The 16466-nt window shown below is 62.0% G+C and carries 17 protein-coding genes and 2 tRNA genes; 10 read left to right on the top strand and 9 right to left on the bottom strand.

Features of this window, described 5'->3' with window-relative positions:
* Window positions 1-7: 7 nt before the first annotated feature.
* Window positions 8-835: a class E sortase gene (locus ACIQLI_RS13795; protein WP_400389544.1), complete on the bottom strand. Its 828-nt coding sequence runs from the start codon at window positions 833-835 to the stop codon at window positions 8-10.
* 157 nt (window positions 836-992) lie between these two features.
* Here ACIQLI_RS13795 and ACIQLI_RS13790 point away from each other — a divergent pair, with 157 nt between their 5' ends.
* The 7 genes from ACIQLI_RS13790 (at window position 993) to ACIQLI_RS13760 (ending at window position 5818) form a co-directional block, all read left to right on the top strand.
* A complete protein-coding gene (locus tag ACIQLI_RS13790) occupies window positions 993-1247 on the top strand; it encodes a cell division protein CrgA (RefSeq protein ID WP_089593065.1) in 255 nt (84 codons plus the stop codon).
* Window positions 1248-1292: 45 nt separating this feature from the next.
* Window positions 1293-1802 (top strand): methylated-DNA--[protein]-cysteine S-methyltransferase, encoded by a 510-nt coding sequence (locus ACIQLI_RS13785; RefSeq protein ID WP_400389304.1) that lies wholly within the window; start codon window positions 1293-1295, stop codon window positions 1800-1802.
* The gene (locus ACIQLI_RS13780) at window positions 1802-2332 is read left to right on the top strand and encodes an RNA polymerase sigma factor (protein ID WP_400389301.1); all 531 of its coding nucleotides are present in this window, start codon (window positions 1802-1804) and stop codon (window positions 2330-2332) included. The genes ACIQLI_RS13785 and ACIQLI_RS13780 overlap by 1 nt, the downstream gene beginning before the upstream one ends.
* Entirely contained in the window at window positions 2329-2958 is a 630-nt protein-coding gene (locus ACIQLI_RS13775) for a methylated-DNA--[protein]-cysteine S-methyltransferase (protein ID WP_354231534.1), read from the top strand. Before ACIQLI_RS13780 ends, ACIQLI_RS13775 begins: the two co-directional genes overlap by 4 nt.
* Window positions 2955-3671: an alpha-ketoglutarate-dependent dioxygenase AlkB family protein gene (locus ACIQLI_RS13770; RefSeq protein WP_400389297.1), complete on the top strand. Its 717-nt coding sequence runs from the start codon at window positions 2955-2957 to the stop codon at window positions 3669-3671. The genes ACIQLI_RS13775 and ACIQLI_RS13770 overlap by 4 nt, the downstream gene beginning before the upstream one ends.
* A gap of 93 nt (window positions 3672-3764) precedes the next feature.
* Window positions 3765-4364, top strand: a complete 600-nt coding sequence (locus ACIQLI_RS13765) for a DNA-3-methyladenine glycosylase I (protein ID WP_400389294.1) — start codon at window positions 3765-3767, stop codon at window positions 4362-4364.
* Window positions 4365-5197: 833 nt separating this feature from the next.
* Entirely contained in the window at window positions 5198-5818 is a 621-nt protein-coding gene (locus tag ACIQLI_RS13760) for a GyrI-like domain-containing protein (RefSeq protein ID WP_400389291.1), read from the top strand.
* A gap of 46 nt (window positions 5819-5864) precedes the next feature.
* Here the strand turns inward: ACIQLI_RS13760 and ACIQLI_RS13755 are convergent, their stop codons facing one another.
* Together ACIQLI_RS13755 and ACIQLI_RS13750 are read right to left on the bottom strand one after the other, a co-directional pair.
* Window positions 5865-6719, bottom strand: coding sequence for a rhomboid family intramembrane serine protease (locus ACIQLI_RS13755; protein ID WP_089593058.1), 855 nt, complete (start codon window positions 6717-6719; stop codon window positions 5865-5867).
* 21 nt (window positions 6720-6740) lie between these two features.
* Window positions 6741-7283, bottom strand: coding sequence for a peptidylprolyl isomerase (locus ACIQLI_RS13750; RefSeq protein ID WP_026541003.1), 543 nt, complete (start codon window positions 7281-7283; stop codon window positions 6741-6743).
* Window positions 7284-7436: 153 nt separating this feature from the next.
* On the opposite strand from ACIQLI_RS13750, the gene ACIQLI_RS13745 reads away from it, so the two are divergent.
* Window positions 7437-8405, top strand: coding sequence for a hypothetical protein (locus ACIQLI_RS13745; protein ID WP_400389287.1), 969 nt, complete (start codon window positions 7437-7439; stop codon window positions 8403-8405).
* 143 nt (window positions 8406-8548) lie between these two features.
* Complete coding sequence (locus ACIQLI_RS13740; protein WP_354231522.1) at window positions 8549-9424, top strand: glycosyltransferase family 2 protein; 876 nt, start codon at window positions 8549-8551, stop codon at window positions 9422-9424.
* 38 nt (window positions 9425-9462) lie between these two features.
* Here ACIQLI_RS13740 and ACIQLI_RS13735 read toward each other — a convergent pair whose 3' ends face one another.
* Window positions 9463-10371 (bottom strand): DMT family transporter, encoded by a 909-nt coding sequence (locus ACIQLI_RS13735; RefSeq protein WP_400389284.1) that lies wholly within the window; start codon window positions 10369-10371, stop codon window positions 9463-9465.
* A gap of 117 nt (window positions 10372-10488) precedes the next feature.
* Here ACIQLI_RS13735 and ACIQLI_RS13730 point away from each other — a divergent pair, with 117 nt between their 5' ends.
* Complete coding sequence (locus ACIQLI_RS13730) at window positions 10489-12480, top strand: beta-N-acetylglucosaminidase domain-containing protein (RefSeq protein WP_400389281.1); 1992 nt, start codon at window positions 10489-10491, stop codon at window positions 12478-12480.
* Window positions 12481-12581: 101 nt separating this feature from the next.
* Here the strand turns inward: ACIQLI_RS13730 and ACIQLI_RS13725 are convergent.
* From ACIQLI_RS13725 to gyrA, 5 genes are all read right to left on the bottom strand, one after another.
* Window positions 12582-12657 (bottom strand) — tRNA-Ala (locus ACIQLI_RS13725).
* Window positions 12658-12727: 70 nt separating this feature from the next.
* Window positions 12728-12847, bottom strand: a complete 120-nt coding sequence (locus ACIQLI_RS13720) for a DLW-39 family protein (protein WP_400389278.1) — start codon at window positions 12845-12847, stop codon at window positions 12728-12730.
* Window positions 12848-12894: 47 nt separating this feature from the next.
* Window positions 12895-12968 (bottom strand) — tRNA-Ile (locus ACIQLI_RS13715).
* 113 nt (window positions 12969-13081) lie between these two features.
* The gene (locus ACIQLI_RS13710) at window positions 13082-13783 is read right to left on the bottom strand and encodes a DUF3566 domain-containing protein (protein ID WP_354231516.1); all 702 of its coding nucleotides are present in this window, start codon (window positions 13781-13783) and stop codon (window positions 13082-13084) included.
* The gene (gyrA, locus tag ACIQLI_RS13705; RefSeq protein ID WP_354231514.1) at window positions 13780-16449 is read right to left on the bottom strand and encodes a DNA gyrase subunit A; all 2670 of its coding nucleotides are present in this window, start codon (window positions 16447-16449) and stop codon (window positions 13780-13782) included. Before gyrA ends, ACIQLI_RS13710 begins: the two co-directional genes overlap by 4 nt.
* Between the last annotated feature and the right edge of the window lie 17 nt (window positions 16450-16466).

Genomic DNA, 16466 nt, shown 5'->3' with positions numbered 1-16466 from the left:
ACATCCGCTACCCCTTTCCTTGGGCCTGGGCTACTTGGGCGGCAATGTCCGACGGCGGTCCCGCTGAGGCCGGTTGCCAGCCCTCCATGACGGAGTAGGCGATGATGCGTTCCTGCGAGCCGAAGCGCGGGTTGCAGCTGGTCATGGTCAGGATTCTCTCCTTCGGCGCGACGCCCGGCTGGGTGGGCACGGCCAGCAACACATCAGTGCGGTTGGGAAGCACGATCTGGTTGTTGCGGAAGACGTAGGTGTAGTACCCGTCAGCAGTCTGAACGTAGATCTTGTCCCCGGGAACCAGGGTGTGGATGCTGTCCAGGACCGCTCCGTGTGTCTGCCGATGGCCGGCCACCGCGAAGTTCCCGACTGCGCCGGGCATGCTGGTACTTCCATAGTGGCCCAGTCCCAGCGTATCCAGGACGTCGGCGCCGGTTCCTTCGATGATGGGACGGGTGTAGTCGGCACCGAAGCGCGGGATGTACATGATCCCGATCGTTTCCCCGTTGTCAGGGGCCGTTCCCACGACTGGATCCCCGTAGTCCGCCGGGTTCGCGGACTCTGCAGGAGTAACGGGCCCTGTGAGTTGCTGGGCAAAGTTCTGTATGGCTTCCGTCTGTTTGGCGTCTGCCTCAACGTTGGTCCACCAGAGTTGCCAGCCCACAAACAGCAACAGGACAACACCGCCCGTGATGAGGAGTTCACCCAGGATCTGGCTGAGTTTTCGGATGACGTCCGGAGCGCGGAGGCGCTTGCGGGGAGTTTGTTCCTGCCCCCGGCGCCCGGACGGCATGGCAGAAGCCGCCGTCATCTGCTGATGCGCCACAGCGTCTCCTCGGATCGGGCGCGGGCGCGGCGGGCGGACCCCGAGTTGCGGCTAGACTTGACAGCTAGAACCAACCCGGAACGCCGCGTGGCCGTTAACCGCTGGAATTTTCCTTCCTGCAGGATATCAAGGCTGGCTGGAACGGGTACCAACGTACAGCCAAGGAGGATCCGTGCCCGAGTCCAAGCCCCGCAAGCGGCCTGCCCGTCAGGACCAGCAGGCTTCCGCAGCGCAGCAGTACAAGCCGAACCCGGTTTGGTACAAAGCCGTCATGTTCGGACTGATGATCCTCGGCCTCCTCTGGATCATCACCTTTTACATCACTGAGGGACAATTCCCGGTCCGCGACTGGGCTTCATGGAACATCGTGGCCGGCTTCGGAATTGCCATTGTGGGCTTCCTGATGACCACGCGCTGGCGCTCCTAGGAAAGCCGCACCTCACATTTCCGTGCCCGTGGACGTCTACAAGATATGAGCATCCGGCACACCACCATGGATTCCCCGTTGGGGCAGTTGACGCTGACTGCCCGCGGGGAATTTTTGACGGGCATCTTCTACGAGGGCCACTGGCATATGCCTCCGCCCGACTACTTCGGGGTTCCTGTAGAGCTCGAGGATCCTGTGTTCGCCCGGACCAGGCAGGAACTGGACGAGTATTTGGGTGGCCACCGCACCGTTTTTGACATCCCGCATGAGGCACGCGGGAACCCCTTCCAGGAGAAGGTTTGGACGCGGCTCCAGGATATCCCTTTCGGAGAAACAGTCAGTTACGGCGAGTTGGCCGCTGAGTTGGGCGATCCCCATCTGGCCCAGGCCGTGGGCTCCGCGGTCGGTCGCAATCCCATCAGCATCATCATTCCCTGCCACCGCGTGGTGGGACGCAAAGGTCAACTGACCGGGTACGCCGGTGGCCTCCCGAACAAACGCTTCCTTCTTGAATTGGAAGAACCGGTGGTTGTGAAAGAAGGAAAGCTTTTCTGATGGAGCTTCGGCAAACGACCAGCAAAATACCCTTCGAATCTGTAGTGCAGGAACAGGGCGCCACCGTCCTTCGGGTGTGCCGTGCGGTCCTGGGCGTGCACGATGCTGATGATGCCTGGTCCGATACCTTCCTCGCGGCCCTCCAGGCTTATCCTGACCTCCCGCACGACGCCAACGTGCAGGCCTGGCTGGTCACCATAGCGCACCGAAAATGCGTCGACCACCTGCGGGCCGGCAACCGTCGGGCCGTTCCGGTGGATTCCCCGCCTGAGCACGCTTCGCGCCTGGGCATTCCCGGTGAGGACCACTCAGAGTTACTGGACGCGGTGACCCATCTTCCACCCAAACAACGGCAGGCCGTGGCGTATCACTACCTGGCTGGACTTCCCTATAAGGACGTAGCCGCACTTCTGGGAGGTACTCCTGAGGCTGCGAGACGCGCAGGGACGGACGGCGTCAAAGCACTCCGCAGCGTACTGGCTGACCTTCCGGTGCTGGCACATTCACTTCCGAAGGGAGAAATCCGATGACCCTTGAATCAAGCCCTGACCACGCGGACGTCCTGGCGCTCCTGGAACCCCTCGACGCCGGCCTGGAACCCGCGCTTGCGAGCCTGCGTGCCCGGCTTGCCCGCGATGCCCAACTGACGCACACCCTGGACGTGGCTTACAGAGTGGTGGATTCCCCCGTGGGAAGGCTCCTCTTGGCTGCCACTGACAGGGGAATCGTGCGGGTGGCCTTTGAGGCGGAAAACCACGCCGAAGTCCTGCAGCGCTTGTCCGACACCATCAGCCCCCGCATTCTTCAGGCACCGGCACGCTTGGACGGTGCTGCGCGGCAACTCGAGGAGTATTTCGGCGGCACCCGGACAGAGTTCGATCTCACCGTGGACTTCCGCCTGTCCCGTGGGTTCCGGCTGAACGTGCTGCAGCACCTACCCCGGATTGCCTATGGTCGCACGGAAAGCTACGCGGAGGTGGCATTGGCTGCGGGCAGTCCCAATGCGGTCCGGGCTGTCGGAACTGCCTGTGCCACCAATCCGCTCCCCGTCATCATCCCTTGCCATCGTGTAGTGAAATCGGATGGCAGCTTTGGCGGCTACCTCGGGGGACCGGAGGCAAAACGCGCGCTGCTCACTTTAGAGGCAGCGGCGTGAGCGATGACGCCTTGTTCCCGTTGGAGCTGGTTCAGCCGGAAGCGCACGACGCCGGACCCCGGCTGATTGCCCCGGGTGCGGTCCATGTTCCCGGCTGGCTCAGCGCCGAACAGCAGCGGTGGATCGTGGGGCGCTTTGGTGAATGGACCCAGGGTCCGGTGCCTTTGCGGGCGGCAACACTTCCGGGCGGCCGCCGGATGTCGGTACGCACCGTTTGCCTTGGGTGGCACTGGCAACCGTACAAGTACACGCGGGAAGCCACCGACGTCAACGGCCGTCCCGTGCTCGATTTCCCGGACTGGATGGTTCGTTTGGGCCGGAAGGCTGTTGCGGACGCCTATGCGTCCGGAGCCGACCCGGATGGGTCGCTGGCCGATCTTGCCTCGGACTACACGCCCGACGCCGCGCTGGTGAACTTCTACGACGACGGCGCTGCCATGGGCATGCATCAGGACAAAGACGAACGCTCCGGGGCTCCGGTAGTGTCCCTCAGCATCGGCGAGGCCTGCCTCTTCCGGTTCGGCAATACCAAGACCCGGACCAAGCCGTACACGGATGTGGAACTCCGCTCCGGGGACCTGTTCGTTTTCGGTGGGCCGTCCAGGTTCGCCTATCACGGCATTCCCAAGGTCTTTCCCGGAACGGCTCCCGAGGATTGCGGTCTGTCGCACGGACGGATCAACATCACCATGAGGGTTACTGGAATGTCCTGAGGCTATGAATGTCAGAGCCACCCGGCAGAATATCCCCAGACGCCACAACAACTGGCCGCGGGTTCCAGGAGCCCCGGCCGCGGAGGAGCATGCATGAGCCCGGACGACGGCACCGTCATCGGTGAGGACGGCCTTGCCCGCCCCCTGTGGGCTGCTTCGGACCCGCTCATGCAGGCTTACTACGATCACGAGTGGGGAATGCCTGTCCGCGATGAGCAGGGCATGTACGAACGCATCAGTCTGGAAGCCTTCCAAGCGGGCCTGTCATGGGCCACCATTCTCCGGAAAAGGGAAGCCTTCCGGAGTGCGTTCCTGGACTTCCATCCGGAGAGCGTTGCAGCCTTCACGGATGAGGACGTCAAACGGCTGATGCAGGATGCGGGGATTGTCCGAAACCGCCTCAAGATCCGTGCAGCCATCACCAATGCCAAGGCCACCATTGCCCTGCGCGGGGAAGGTGGGCTGGTGGACTTTGTGTGGTCCTTCCAGCCTCGGACCACCCCGGCACCCCGCACCTATGCGGACATCCCCACAACATCTCCGGAGTCAATCGCACTCTCCAAGGCTCTCCGGAAGAAGGGCTTCGCTTTTGTTGGGCCCACCACCATGTATGCCCTCATGGAAGCAATCGGCATCATTGACACCCATCTGGTGGACAGCCACCGCCGCGGGTCGTCGGGGGTATGGGCCTGAGCCATCGGCTCAGCGTTGGCGTTAACTCGTGGTGCGGCAATCCCCAGCCCTTGTCCACAGAAGTGTGCAACTTTATCCACAGCCGTGGATAAAGTCTGTGGACATCCACGTAAATTGGCCGCGGATCGTTGGGCTGGCGCCAATTTTGGCTACACATACCGGGTATGGACAGTTTTACCCACTGTGTACTGGGCTGTGGATAGTGCCCCAAGCTTCACCGAATGTTCAACCTCGTAGGATTGCCGGATTTGCCCTGGGTTACATCGAGGGCGTAGTGGCGGTCCTTCGGCCCCGGCCTTTCCACTGACACCCTCCGGTCTTCCACTGGCACATTGCCCCGTCGACCACAGGGCAGCCACCAAGGGGCCAGGAGGTTACCCACTTAATAACAACTTCCTACGCACAAGTTATCCACAGGTGGGGAAAACTTGTGGGTTTCTCGGTGGAAATCCCCACGATGCCGGGACCCAGAGCACGTGGGATGCCCTGAACTACACGAGTGTAAGTTATTAACAGTGTTGATAAGCCTGTTGATAGTCGTAGCTGTGGGACGTCATTAACAGGGTTGTCCACATGGGGCCCATAATCATCCCGTTTGTCCACATATATGGGACCAACGGGGACAAAGTTATCCACAGGTGTGGAGAAATTCATGCCTTTCGGGGGATATCTGCCGATCTGACGGCCCCAACGACCGGAAGCGGGTCTAACTACACGCATGTAAGTTACACACAGTGTGGATAACAGCTGTGGATAACACCTCGGATAACCACCATTGCCGCTGCGAGAAGGCGTACATCGATGCCGTCTGCCCAGGGGCGTACCGTGGTGGCATGAAGAGCGACTTCAAGAAACTGATCCACACCTACAGCGCCAAGCACGGCGAGTTTTCGGTAGTGACAGTCCCGCCGCTGCAGTTCCTGATGATTGACGGCCACGGAGACCCCAACAGCGCCCAGGCCTACAAGGACGCTGTGACCACTCTGTATCCGGTTGCCTACAAGCTGAAGTTCTTCAGTAAGAACCAGCTGGACAAGGATTACGGTGTAATGCCCTTGGAGGCCCTCTGGTGGGCCGATGACATGGAGTCCTTCACCAGCGCCAGGGATAAATCACAGTGGGACTGGACGCTGATGAACCTGATCCCGGAGTGGATCACCCATGAGCATTTTGATGCAGCACGCGAGATGGTGGCCAAAAAGGGGGAGGCTCCGGCCTTGGAGGGACTCCGATTGGAGCCGTTGGAGGAAGGCATGAGTGTACAGACGCTCCACCTTGGGTCCTACGATGACGAGGCACCCGTGCTTGAGGAGATGCACAACAGTTTCATTCCCGGTCGATCACTGGCTATGACCGGCAAGCACCACGAAATCTACCTCGGCGATCCGCGCCGCACGGCACCGGAGAAGCTCAAGACCATCCTGCGGCAGCCGGTGATGCAGGTTCCAGGCTAAAGAAGGGCAAGCGGGCCGCGGACAGGGAAACTATGCTGACGGGCGGCTATCCAGCAGTGACGCGGAACCACGTGACCACGGCCAACAGGCCAGCCACCAGGATCAGCCCGCCGGCCTGCAGCAGGGCTTGATTCTTGCCCTTTGGCGCGTAGGCGATAACGGCAGCTGCCAGGCCGCCGGTGATCAAGCCACCCAGGTGCGCTTGCCACGCGATGCTGGGAACGAAGAAACCGATGGCTCCATTGATGGCGATCAGGACCCAGAGTTGTTTGGTTTCACCGCCACGGTGACGTTGCACCACCAGCATGGCGCCAAAGAGGCCGAAGATGGCCCCGGACGCACCCACCACGGCAACGGGCGGAAGCATCGGGGTCAGGGCCAGGTAGCCCACTGATCCGCCGACGGCAGAGATCAAGTACAAAGCGAGGAACCGGATGCGCCCGAGCAAAGGCTCAAGGGCTTGTCCGAAGATCCACAGCGTGTACATGTTAAGGACGATATGAAGCAGGAAACCCTGCGAATGCAGGAAGGCCGCGGTGAGCATGCGCCACGGTTGGCTGTCGGCGAAGATATTCGCGAAAGCAAAGTTCTGGAAGACCGCATCCCGGGGCACGATCCACTGAAGGACAAAGATCAACAGGCACAGGCCAATGATCACGTACGTCACCAAGGGCTTGCCCACAGCCAAGGCGCCGCCGTACGGCGACCGGTAGACCGGCGTCGTACGTTTTTGTTCGTTGACGCAGTCAACGCATTGGAACCCGACGGCGGCCGCCCGCTGGCACTCGGGGCACGCAGGGCGCCCGCAGCGCTGGCACCGCACATAGGAGGGCCTGTCCGGGTGCCTCGGGCACACCGGAATATCAGCGGACGGCTCTGCCGACGGGATTCCGTAACTCATGAGCTCAGGTTCAGAGTCTGACTAGAGCTGTTCGATGTCGATGCTGTTGATGACGACGTCCTCAACGGGGCGGTCGCCCATGCCGGTGCGGACGGCCTCAATGGAATCCACAACCTTGCGGGATTCCTCATCCGTGACCTCGCCGAAGATGCTGTGCTTGCCGAACAGCCAGTCGGTGTTCACGGTGGTGATGAAGAACTGTGACCCGTTGGTGCCCTTGCCCATCTGGATACCCGCGTTGGCCATGGCCAGCTTGTACGGTGCGTTGAAGGTCAGTTCCGGGTGGATTTCGTCGTCGAACTGGTAGCCCGGTCCGCCAACGCCGCGGCCCAGGGGATCTCCACCCTGGATCATGAAGTCCTTGATGATGCGGTGGAAGATGGTGCCGTCGTACAGCGGCGTCCCGGTCTTGTCTTCGCCCGTTTCGGGGTGGTTCCAGGACTTTTCGCCCGTGGCCAAGCCAATGAAGTTGGCGACCGTCTTGGGCGCGTGGTTGCCGAAGAGGTCAACCTTGATGTCGCCGAGGGTCGTGTGGATCGTTGCTTTTGCGGTTGCGATGGTCATGGCCCCATTCTTCCATGCAGGGTCAACGCCGTTGCAGTTGTAAAGCCGGTTCCGCGCTCGGTGAAATCCGGGACGAATCGGGCAGATGAATAGCCGGTGTTCCCCAAGCGACGTAGGCTAGCAACAAACGAGCATGTGTATCGGGAGGTAGTTGTGAAGAAATCAGACCGTATTGCCCGCGACCTCGAACAATCAGTTGTGGCAGGTGTGGACAACGCCCGCGACTGGGCAGCACCCCGCGTGGAAGCCGCCGTCAACTGGGCTGTTCCGCGTATCCAGCACGGCATCGATACCGCTTCCCCCAAGATTCAAGAGGGGCTGAAGTCCGCTGCGCACAACCTCGCCGACGGCGTTGCTGTTGTTACGCCGCGGATTCAGGATGGATTGGCGCACCTCGCGCCGAAGATCCATGACGTAGTGGAGGACGCAACGCCCAGGATCCAGGAGACGCTCAACAAAGCCACTCCGGCTCTCGGCCATGCGCGGGACAAAGTGGTGGATGAGTACCTGCCCAAGCTGTCCGAGCAATTGGGCCAGGCTTCGGTAGCAGTTCACCACGCGTTGGAGAACGCCCCGGCCCAGGTTGACGCCGTGGCGCAGAAGCTGGTTGATTCCGGCGTTGTGCACAGCGTCCAGGAGCAGGCGCAGGCCACCGGCAAGCAGATCAAGGCAGTGACCGATCAGGCCACCAAGGCCGTTTCCACCGCTTTGGTGAAGGAACAGCCTAAGCCGAAGAAACGCGGCTGGCTGATCGTGACTGTCATCGCTGCGGCCGCTGCCGCCGGCGTTGCGGCATGGAAGGCCTCCAAGCCGGTGGAGGATCCGTGGAAGACACCTTCCCCGGTTACTCCGACGCCCGCTCCGGTTCCGGCTGCCCCGGCTTCGGCTGACGCCTCAGCATCAGCCACTGCTGCCGCGGTCACTCAATCCGGCACGAAGGACATCACGCCGGAGGAAGCCGCAGCTGAGGCAGAGCAGGCCACCAAGGATGCTTTCCAGAACGTGGAGGACTCCTCTGCGAAGGTGGCAACCGACGCCAAGACTGCAGTCAAGAACATCGCTGCCAGCTTGCACAAGGACACTGAGGGCTCGGACTCCGATGGCAAAGGTGTACAGAACTAAGCACTGACATATGGCCCCAAGCAGGGGCCGGCACGTCGAGCAACTGAAGGGATCCCGGTCATCGCCGGGATCCCTTCAGTGTTTGCCGGCTTGTAACCAAAGCCTCCGTACGACGCACAGCCTCGAGTGTTAGATTTGGAATGATGTCAGCCGATAGACCCTCTGCGGGTGCCCTTCAGGATGGTCCGGTGCCCCCGGGCGTGTCCATCGTCATCCCGGCGTATAACGAGGAAAGCGTCATTCGCCAGTGCCTTATCGCGGCCATCTACCAGTCCGTACCTGCTGACGAAATCATTGTGGTGGACAACCTGTCCACGGACCGCACAGCCAGGATCGTGCGCCAGATGCAGCAGGAATACCCGGAAAGCCCCATCATTCTCCTGCGCCAGGAAGCCTCGCAGGGCCTGATCCCCACCCGCAATCATGGCCTGAACAGTGCCACGGGCGAGGTCGTGGGACGCATCGATGCAGATTCCGTGCTGGAACCGGACTGGGTTGAACAAGTCCAAAAGGCGTTCACTGACCCGTCGATCGCTGCAGCAACGGGTCCCGTGGTCTATTACGACATGCCCATGCGCCGCTTCGGCCTCAAGGCGGACGACAAGATGCGACAGCTCATGTTGCGCCTGGCCAAACACCAATACCATTTCCTCTTCGGCTCCAACATGGCCCTTCGCCGCACTGCTTGGGAGACCATCCGCGACGAAGCGTGCCTGGATCCCAAGGATGAGATGCACGAGGACATCGATCTGTCCCTGCATCTCTTCGAGCACGACCTCAAAGTGCAGTACGTGCCGCAGATGGTGTCCGGCATGTCTGCGCGCCGGCTGGAGGATTCACCCCGCGATTACCGCTACTACGTGCAGCGCTTCGACCGGACGTACAAGGCCCACAACGTCAAGAAGATGGCCCTGAAAGCACCCATGGTGGTGTTCTTCTCGGTGTATTTCCCGGCCAAGATTCTCCGGGCCATCCACACGGCCAACGCCGCACAGGGCGCCCGCCGCGGTGGTGTCTAGGCGCGCAGCACCGACTACAAGCGCCCGGCGACGGATCCTCAGTCCGTGCCCAGCTCAGCTTCGCGTCGATCCGCTGCAGGGCGTGCGCGCCGCTGCCCGGCAACAACCACGGCCAGGCCAACCAGGATCAGTGCCAAGCCCGCGTAAGTCCCGGCAGGCAAGGTCTCAGACAGGAAGACGGCAGCCAGGATGGCAGCGCCCGGAATCTCCAGCAGGATGATCATGGACACCAGCAGCGGACTCATCGTGGCCAGCAAGTGGTTGAACGCCGTGTGCCCTACCAACTGCGCACAAACGGTGATGGCAATAATGCCAAGCCAGCCGCCGGCGTCGAACCCTGTCAGTGGCTGGGCGCTGAACAGGGCCATTACCGCCACGATCGCTGCGCACATGCCGTAGCAGAGCGTGGTGTAGGTGCCAGTTCCCATGGATTGGCGGGCCTTCCCGCCCGCAAGTGTGTACAGACCCGCCAGAGCGCCGCCGGCAATGGCCAGCACATCTCCGAGCAGGGCCTCCGGTGAGGAACCCAGATCGAACCCGGTAATGGCGACCACGCCGCCGAAAGCGATCCCCAGGCCCACCAGCACCGGCCAGCGGTGCCGTGTGCCCCGGAACAGCTGGAACACCGCGATCCACGCGGATTGCAGGCACACCAAGGCAGTTGCGGCCGCCACCGACGTCAGTTGAAGGGCGGTGATGAAGCAGGCGAAGTGGAACGCCAGAGCAACGGCGGCAACGGTGGACCAGCCGAATTCCCGCTGGGTGATCCGGCCGAACGCTTTCGGCTCGCGGATGGCCACCGGAGCGGCCATCACTACCGCACCGATCGCATTCCGCCAGAAAGCGATCGCCAGCGCCGTCACTGAGGTAGCTCCGAGGGTGCCCGCAATGAGCGGTCCGGAGGAGGCAACACCCAGAACACCCAGGGCGGCAATGAGAAAGGTCACGGATCAACACTAGTGGGGTGGGGGAGCGTTCCAGCCCTATCTGATGCCCCTACAGTGTGGTTGTCTTGACTCAGCATTCCCGTGAGCCGGTGACGGCATACCCAAGGGGTTACCTGATTGAGCGAAGCACCCGCCAAGCGTCGGCGATCTGTCCTGCTGCTCGTGGCTGCAGGGGTGCTCGCCGCTGCTCTGGTGGTCGCTGGATGGTTCGTTGTTTCCCGTGACCGTCCTGGCGGAACCGGCGGTCCTGGGGGAAACATGGCAGGCGTTCCAAGCATTTTCCCGGTACCGCAGCATGCCCGGGCCGCAACCGGCGCCGCTGTTCCGTTGACCGGTCACGTGTACGTTGTGGCACCTCCCGGGACCGATCAAGCCTCCATCGCCGCCGTGCAGGACCTCGTGACCGGCACTGGAGGAACCGCAGAAGTTGTGACGCAGCTTGCCAACCCCCGCGACGGGGCAGCTGCCGTCCATCTTGGCACCGGGTCCGCCATGCGCCCGGCGCTCAAGGCCCTGCGGGCGGACGGCGACTCCTCCGTCCGTGATGCCCTTGGACGCGCTGAAGGCTATGCGATTGCTACCGGACAGCCTGACGGTATTCCGACGGCGGTCCTCGCCGGACGCGACAACGACGGCGTCTTCCACGCCGTCCAGACCCTCCGGCAGTTGCTTCAGGCCGGCTCTGTGGCCCCGGTCCTGGTCAGTGACTGGCCGTTGATGCAAACCCGGGGCGTCATTGAGGGCTTCTATGGCACGCCGTGGTCCCACCAAGCCCGTCTGGATGTCATTGAATTTGCGGGCAGCCAGAAGATGAACACGTACATCTACTCGCCCAAGGACGATCCTTTGCTGCGCGACAAGTGGCGCGAGCTGTACACCGACCAGGAGCTCGAGGAGCTGCGGGAACTGATCGACGCTGCTGCCGCCAATCACGTCCGCTTCAGCTACGCCCTCTCGCCCGGGATCGACGTTTGTTATTCGCGCCAGGCCGACCTTGAGGACGCGGTGGCGAAACTTGAATCCCTGTATGCGCTGGGAGTGCGTTCCTACGTGATTCCCCTGGATGACATCGCCACCAAAGTCCAGTGCGCGGAAGACCTCCGGGAATTCGGCGCGGGGCAAGCAAACCTGGCGAAGGCACAAGCGTCCTTCCTTAACGACGTGAATGAAAAATTCATCTCGGCCAAGGACGGCGTCCTCCCCTTGGAAACAGTCCCCACCTTCTACAACGGCTCACCGAGCACTCCATACAAGCGCGAACTCGGTCAGGCACTGAACCCCGGAATTGTGGTGCAGTGGACGGGTGAAGACGTCGTCTCCCACCGGATTACCCGGAAGTCAGCTGAGATAGCCGGCCAGACCTACGGGACACCCGATGCCTCCCGCAGCATCGTCATCTGGGATAACTATCCGGTCAACGACTTCTCCCAGGACCATCTCTTCCTGGCACCCGTCATTGGCAGGGACGCAGATCTGCACCGGTCCATCCATGGCATTGTCACCAACCCAATGATCCAGCCCTATCTCTCCCTACCCGCCATTTTCAACTACGCAGACCTCTCCTGGAATGGCCCCGCCTATAACGCTTCCAATTCCATGAACGCAGCGTTGGCCTTGCTCGCCGGGCCCGATCGTGAGGTCCAAGCTTCCGTAAGGGCCTTCGTGGACCTGAACCAGGACTGGCAGGACGACGAACTCACCCCTTCCGCACCGGAGCTGCGGCGCGATATCGACCAGTTCTGGGCGGAGTACGACGCCGGCACGCAACACTCGGGGGCACTGCGGAACCGCGCTGGGCTGCTTCAGCGGCTTCCCGCGCTCCTGCCCCGGATGGCGGAGCCTGGTTTCGCCCTGGACGGCACTACGTGGGTCGCAGCGGCGGCTGAGTACGGACGGGGCGTCGAGGAGGCCCTCACCATGCTGGAGGCGGCCAAACGCGGCGATACAGAAGCCGCAACCGCAGCACGGACCAGAGTGCAGGGTGCCCTGAAGACTGCCGGCGCCAAGACACAGCCAACGCTGGAGCTGGGTGTGGTGACCCCCGTCCTGGGGAACAGCGAGTTGGCATCGTTCCTTGAGCGGGCTTTGCAGAAGGTTCCGGCTGGCTGAGATCCTCCAAGGGCATACCCTGCGCCGGGGGTTTCCGGACGTAGTCGGGTAATGGTGTTAAAAGCAAAAGTCCCGGCCATTTCTGACCGGGACTTTTCTTATGGTGGAGGCACGGGGACTCGAACCCCGAACCCCCTGCTTGCAAAGCAGGTGCGCTACCAATTGCGCCATGCCCCCATAAGAAGCAACCCGTCAATCATACCCCATGTCCACCCTGGTATTTACCAGTTCAGACCGGGTTCCTCGGCTAGTCGACCGTATCGGTTGACTTGCTCCAGACGTCCTTCCGGGCTTCGGATTCCTGCGCCTTTTTATAGACCAGGAGACCTGCGACTGCCGCTGCTAAAACTACCAGCAACTTCTTCACAAGCACCTCATTCCGGTTCAGTTTTACCTGAACCTCTTTCGGTTCCGTGGGCGTACCAGGACTTGAACCTGGGACCTCTTCGTTATCAGCGAAGCGCTCTAACCGCCTGAGCTATACGCCCCGATGCCTCATCGGGCCGAGATATGACTGTACAGCACATCCCGGCCCGATCTCAAATCGAGGCATTTCCGTAAGGAAATTCCGCCAATTTCGGCGTATTTCCCAGGGTTTTTATTAGTCGTCGGTCAAAGTGACGCCGACGCCACCAACCAACGTTGCGGAAATGTTATACAGAACTGCGGAAAGCATGGAGAGCGCGGTCAACAGGACCACGTTCACCACGGCAATGATGGTGGCGAAGGATGCCACCTGGCCGAGGGACGCGATCTTCTTCAGTTCGAATCCACTGCCTTCCGATCCCGCCAGGGTCCCCAGAAGGCTATCCACCTGGTTGAAGATGCCTGTGAGATCCAACACAGTCCACAGCACGATGGCAGCCACCACCGTGACGATGCCCAACGCAACGGACAAAAGGAACGCCATCTTCAGGACGGACCAGGGATCCACCTTGCTGACCAGCAGACGTGCGCGGCGGACCTTGGCCTTGGGCGCAGGCTTCACCAAGCCGGGGGCACCCTGTGCGGGGCGCTGACCTGACTGGGCAGGACGTTGGCCGGGCTGAGCCGGGCGTTGTCCGGTAGCCTCTGCAGGCCGCTGTCCTGCCTGGGCGGGCCGCTGTCCAGGAGCTCCGGAGGGCCGCTGTGCGGAGTTGGCGCCAGTTGCCGGGCGTGCTCCAGCTGCGCCGGACCCGGTTGCCCCGGTTCCGGGACGCTGTTGGGGCCGTGCAGGCGTTCCTGCTTGTGCGCTGCCCGAGGGCTGCCGGAGTCCGCCGGGGACACCTGTGCTCGGCTTGGGATATGAGTCGGAATTACTCACTCGTTACCTCCGGTGTTGTCTTCGTTCAGCTCCGCGCCCGTTTCGGTTTCCGGGTCTGCGTCGTTTTCCGTTTCGGCCGTCACGGTCGCCTCAGAGGCGCCGTCGTTTGCAGCCAACGTTACGTCATCGTCGAGTCCGTCTTCTGACTCTTCGACTTCCAGGCCGCGTTCGCTGTTGCGCGCAACCTCAATAATGCGGTCATTCTTGTCCGGCTTGGCAAAGATGACGCCCATGGTGTCACGGCCCTTGGCCGGCACGCCGGTGACCGCCGAGCGGACCACCTTGCCGCCCTCCATGACCACCAGGACTTCGTCCTCTTCCTGCACGATCAAGGCGCCCACAAGGTCGCCGCGGTCTTCAGCAAGCTTGGCAACCTTGATGCCCAGGCCACCACGGCCCTGCAGACGGTATTCGTCCACGGCGGTCCGCTTGGCATAGCCGCCCTCGGTCACGATAAAGACAAAGGAACCGTCCTGGACCACGTCTGCAGCAAGCAATTCGTCGTCTTCACGGAACTTCATACCGGTCACACCGGACGTAGCACGGCCCATGGGGCGCAGTGCGTCATCGGTGGCCGTGAAGCGGATGGACTGGCCCTTGCGTGAGACCAGGAGGAGATCGTCGGTCTCGCTGACCAGTTGGGCGGAAACCAACTCGTCCTCGTCGCGCAGGTTGATGGCGATGACGCCGGCCGTGCGGTTGGTGTCGTAGTCCTCGAGCCTCGTCTTCTTGACCAGGCCGTTCTTGGTGGCGAGCACCAGGTAAGGGGCCTGCTGGTAGTCCCGGAGGTCCAGGACCTGGGCGATGTGCTCATCAGGCTGGAAAGCCAGCAGGTTGGCCACGTGCTGGCCCTTGGCGTCACGTCCCGCTTCTGCAAGCTCGTAGGCCTTGGCACGGTAGACGCGGCCCAGGTTGGTGAAGAACAGCAGCCAGTGGTGGGTGGTGGTGACGAAGAAGTGTTCCACGACGTCGTCGCCACGCAGTTGTGCACCCTTGATGCCCTTGCCGCCGCGCTGCTGGGAACGGTAGTTGTCGCTGCGGGTGCGCTTGACGTAGCCGCCACGGGTAATGGTGACAACCATTTCCTCTTCGGGGATCAAGTCCTCCATGGACATGTCCCCGTCGAAGCCCATCAGGATGTGCGTGCGACGGTCATCGCCATGCTTGGCCACGATCTCCGCGAGTTCTTCGCTGATGATCTGGCGCTGCCGCTCCTCGGAAGCGAGGATCGAGTTGTATTCCTCGATCATCGACTCGAGCTCGGAGTGGCGGTCCTGGATCTTCTGTCGTTCCAGGGCGGCCAGTCGCCGCAGCTGCATGTCCAAGATGGCACGGGCCTGGAGTTCGTCGATCTCCAAGAGCTCCATGAGGCCTTCACGGGCAGCCTCTGTGGTGTTGGACGCGCGGATGAGGGCAATGACCTCATCCAGCATGTCCAGCGCTTTGAGGAGCGCGCGCAGGATGTGCGCTTCTTCCTCGGCCTTGCGCAGGCGGTAACGGGTGCGGCGTGCAATGACGTCCATCTGGTGCGCAACCCAGTGGCGGATGAACGCGTCAAGGCTCAAGGTGCGCGGAACGCCGTCGACAATTGCCAGCATGTTCGCCGAGAAGTTGTCCTGCAACTGCGTGTGCTTGTAAAGGTTGTTCAGGACCACCTTGGCCACAGCATCGCGCTTGAGCACGATCACCAGGCGCTGGCCGGTACGGCCGGAGGTTTCATCGCGGAGGTCCGCAATACCTGAGATCTTGCCGTCCTTGACCAGTTCGGCGATCTTGATGGCCAGGTTGTCCGGGTTGGCCTGGTACGGCAGTTCGGTCACCACCAGGCATGTGCGGCCCTGGAGTTCCTCGACGTTGACCACGGCGCGCATCGTGATGGAGCCGCGGCCGGTACGGTAGGCGTCTTCGATGCCCTTATGGCCCAAAATAGTGGCACCTGTGGGGAAGTCGGGACCCTTGATGCGCAGCAACAGCGCCTCAAGAAGCTCTTCCCGGGTGGCCGTGGGGTTCTCGAGTGCCCACTGCACGCCCTCGGCAACCTCGCGCAGGTTGTGCGGCGGAATGTTGGTGGCCATACCCACGGCGATGCCGGAGGAGCCGTTGACCAGCAGGTTGGGGAAACGCGCCGGCAGGATGGTGGGTTCCTGGTTCTTGCCGTCGTAGTTGTCCTGGAAGTCGACGGTTTCCTCGTCGATATCCCGGACCATTTCCATGGCCAGCTGTGCCATCTTGGTTTCGGTGTAACGCGGTGCAGCGGCGCCGTCGTTGCCCGGTGAGCCGAAGTTGCCCTGGCCCAGTGCCAGCGGGTACCGCATGGTCCAGTCCTGGATCAGACGCACCAGGGCATCGTAAATCGCCATGTCACCGTGCGGGTGATAGGTACCCATGACGTCGCCCACCACGCGGGCGCACTTGTTGAACGAGCGGTCGGGGCGGTAACCGCCGTCGAACATTGCGTACAAAACGCGGCGGTGCACCGGCTTCAGGCCATCGCGGACGTCCGGGAGGGCACGGCCGACAATAACGGCCATGGCGTAGTCGAGGTAAGACCGCTGCATCTCTGTCTGCAGGTCCACCTGCTCCACGCGGTCGGTCAGCACATCGCCCTCAAGAACTACGTCGTCGGCAGTGGGTTCCGCCGGGACTTCGGGAGTTTCGTCACTCATAATCTAAGGTTTCCGTT

It is taken from the genome of Paenarthrobacter sp. NPDC091669, from assembly GCF_044756725.1.
Classification (GTDB): domain Bacteria; phylum Actinomycetota; class Actinomycetes; order Actinomycetales; family Micrococcaceae; genus Arthrobacter; species Arthrobacter bambusae_C.
The sequence above is the reverse complement of the archived record's forward strand: the minus strand, read 5'-3'. Positions and strand labels throughout refer to the sequence as shown.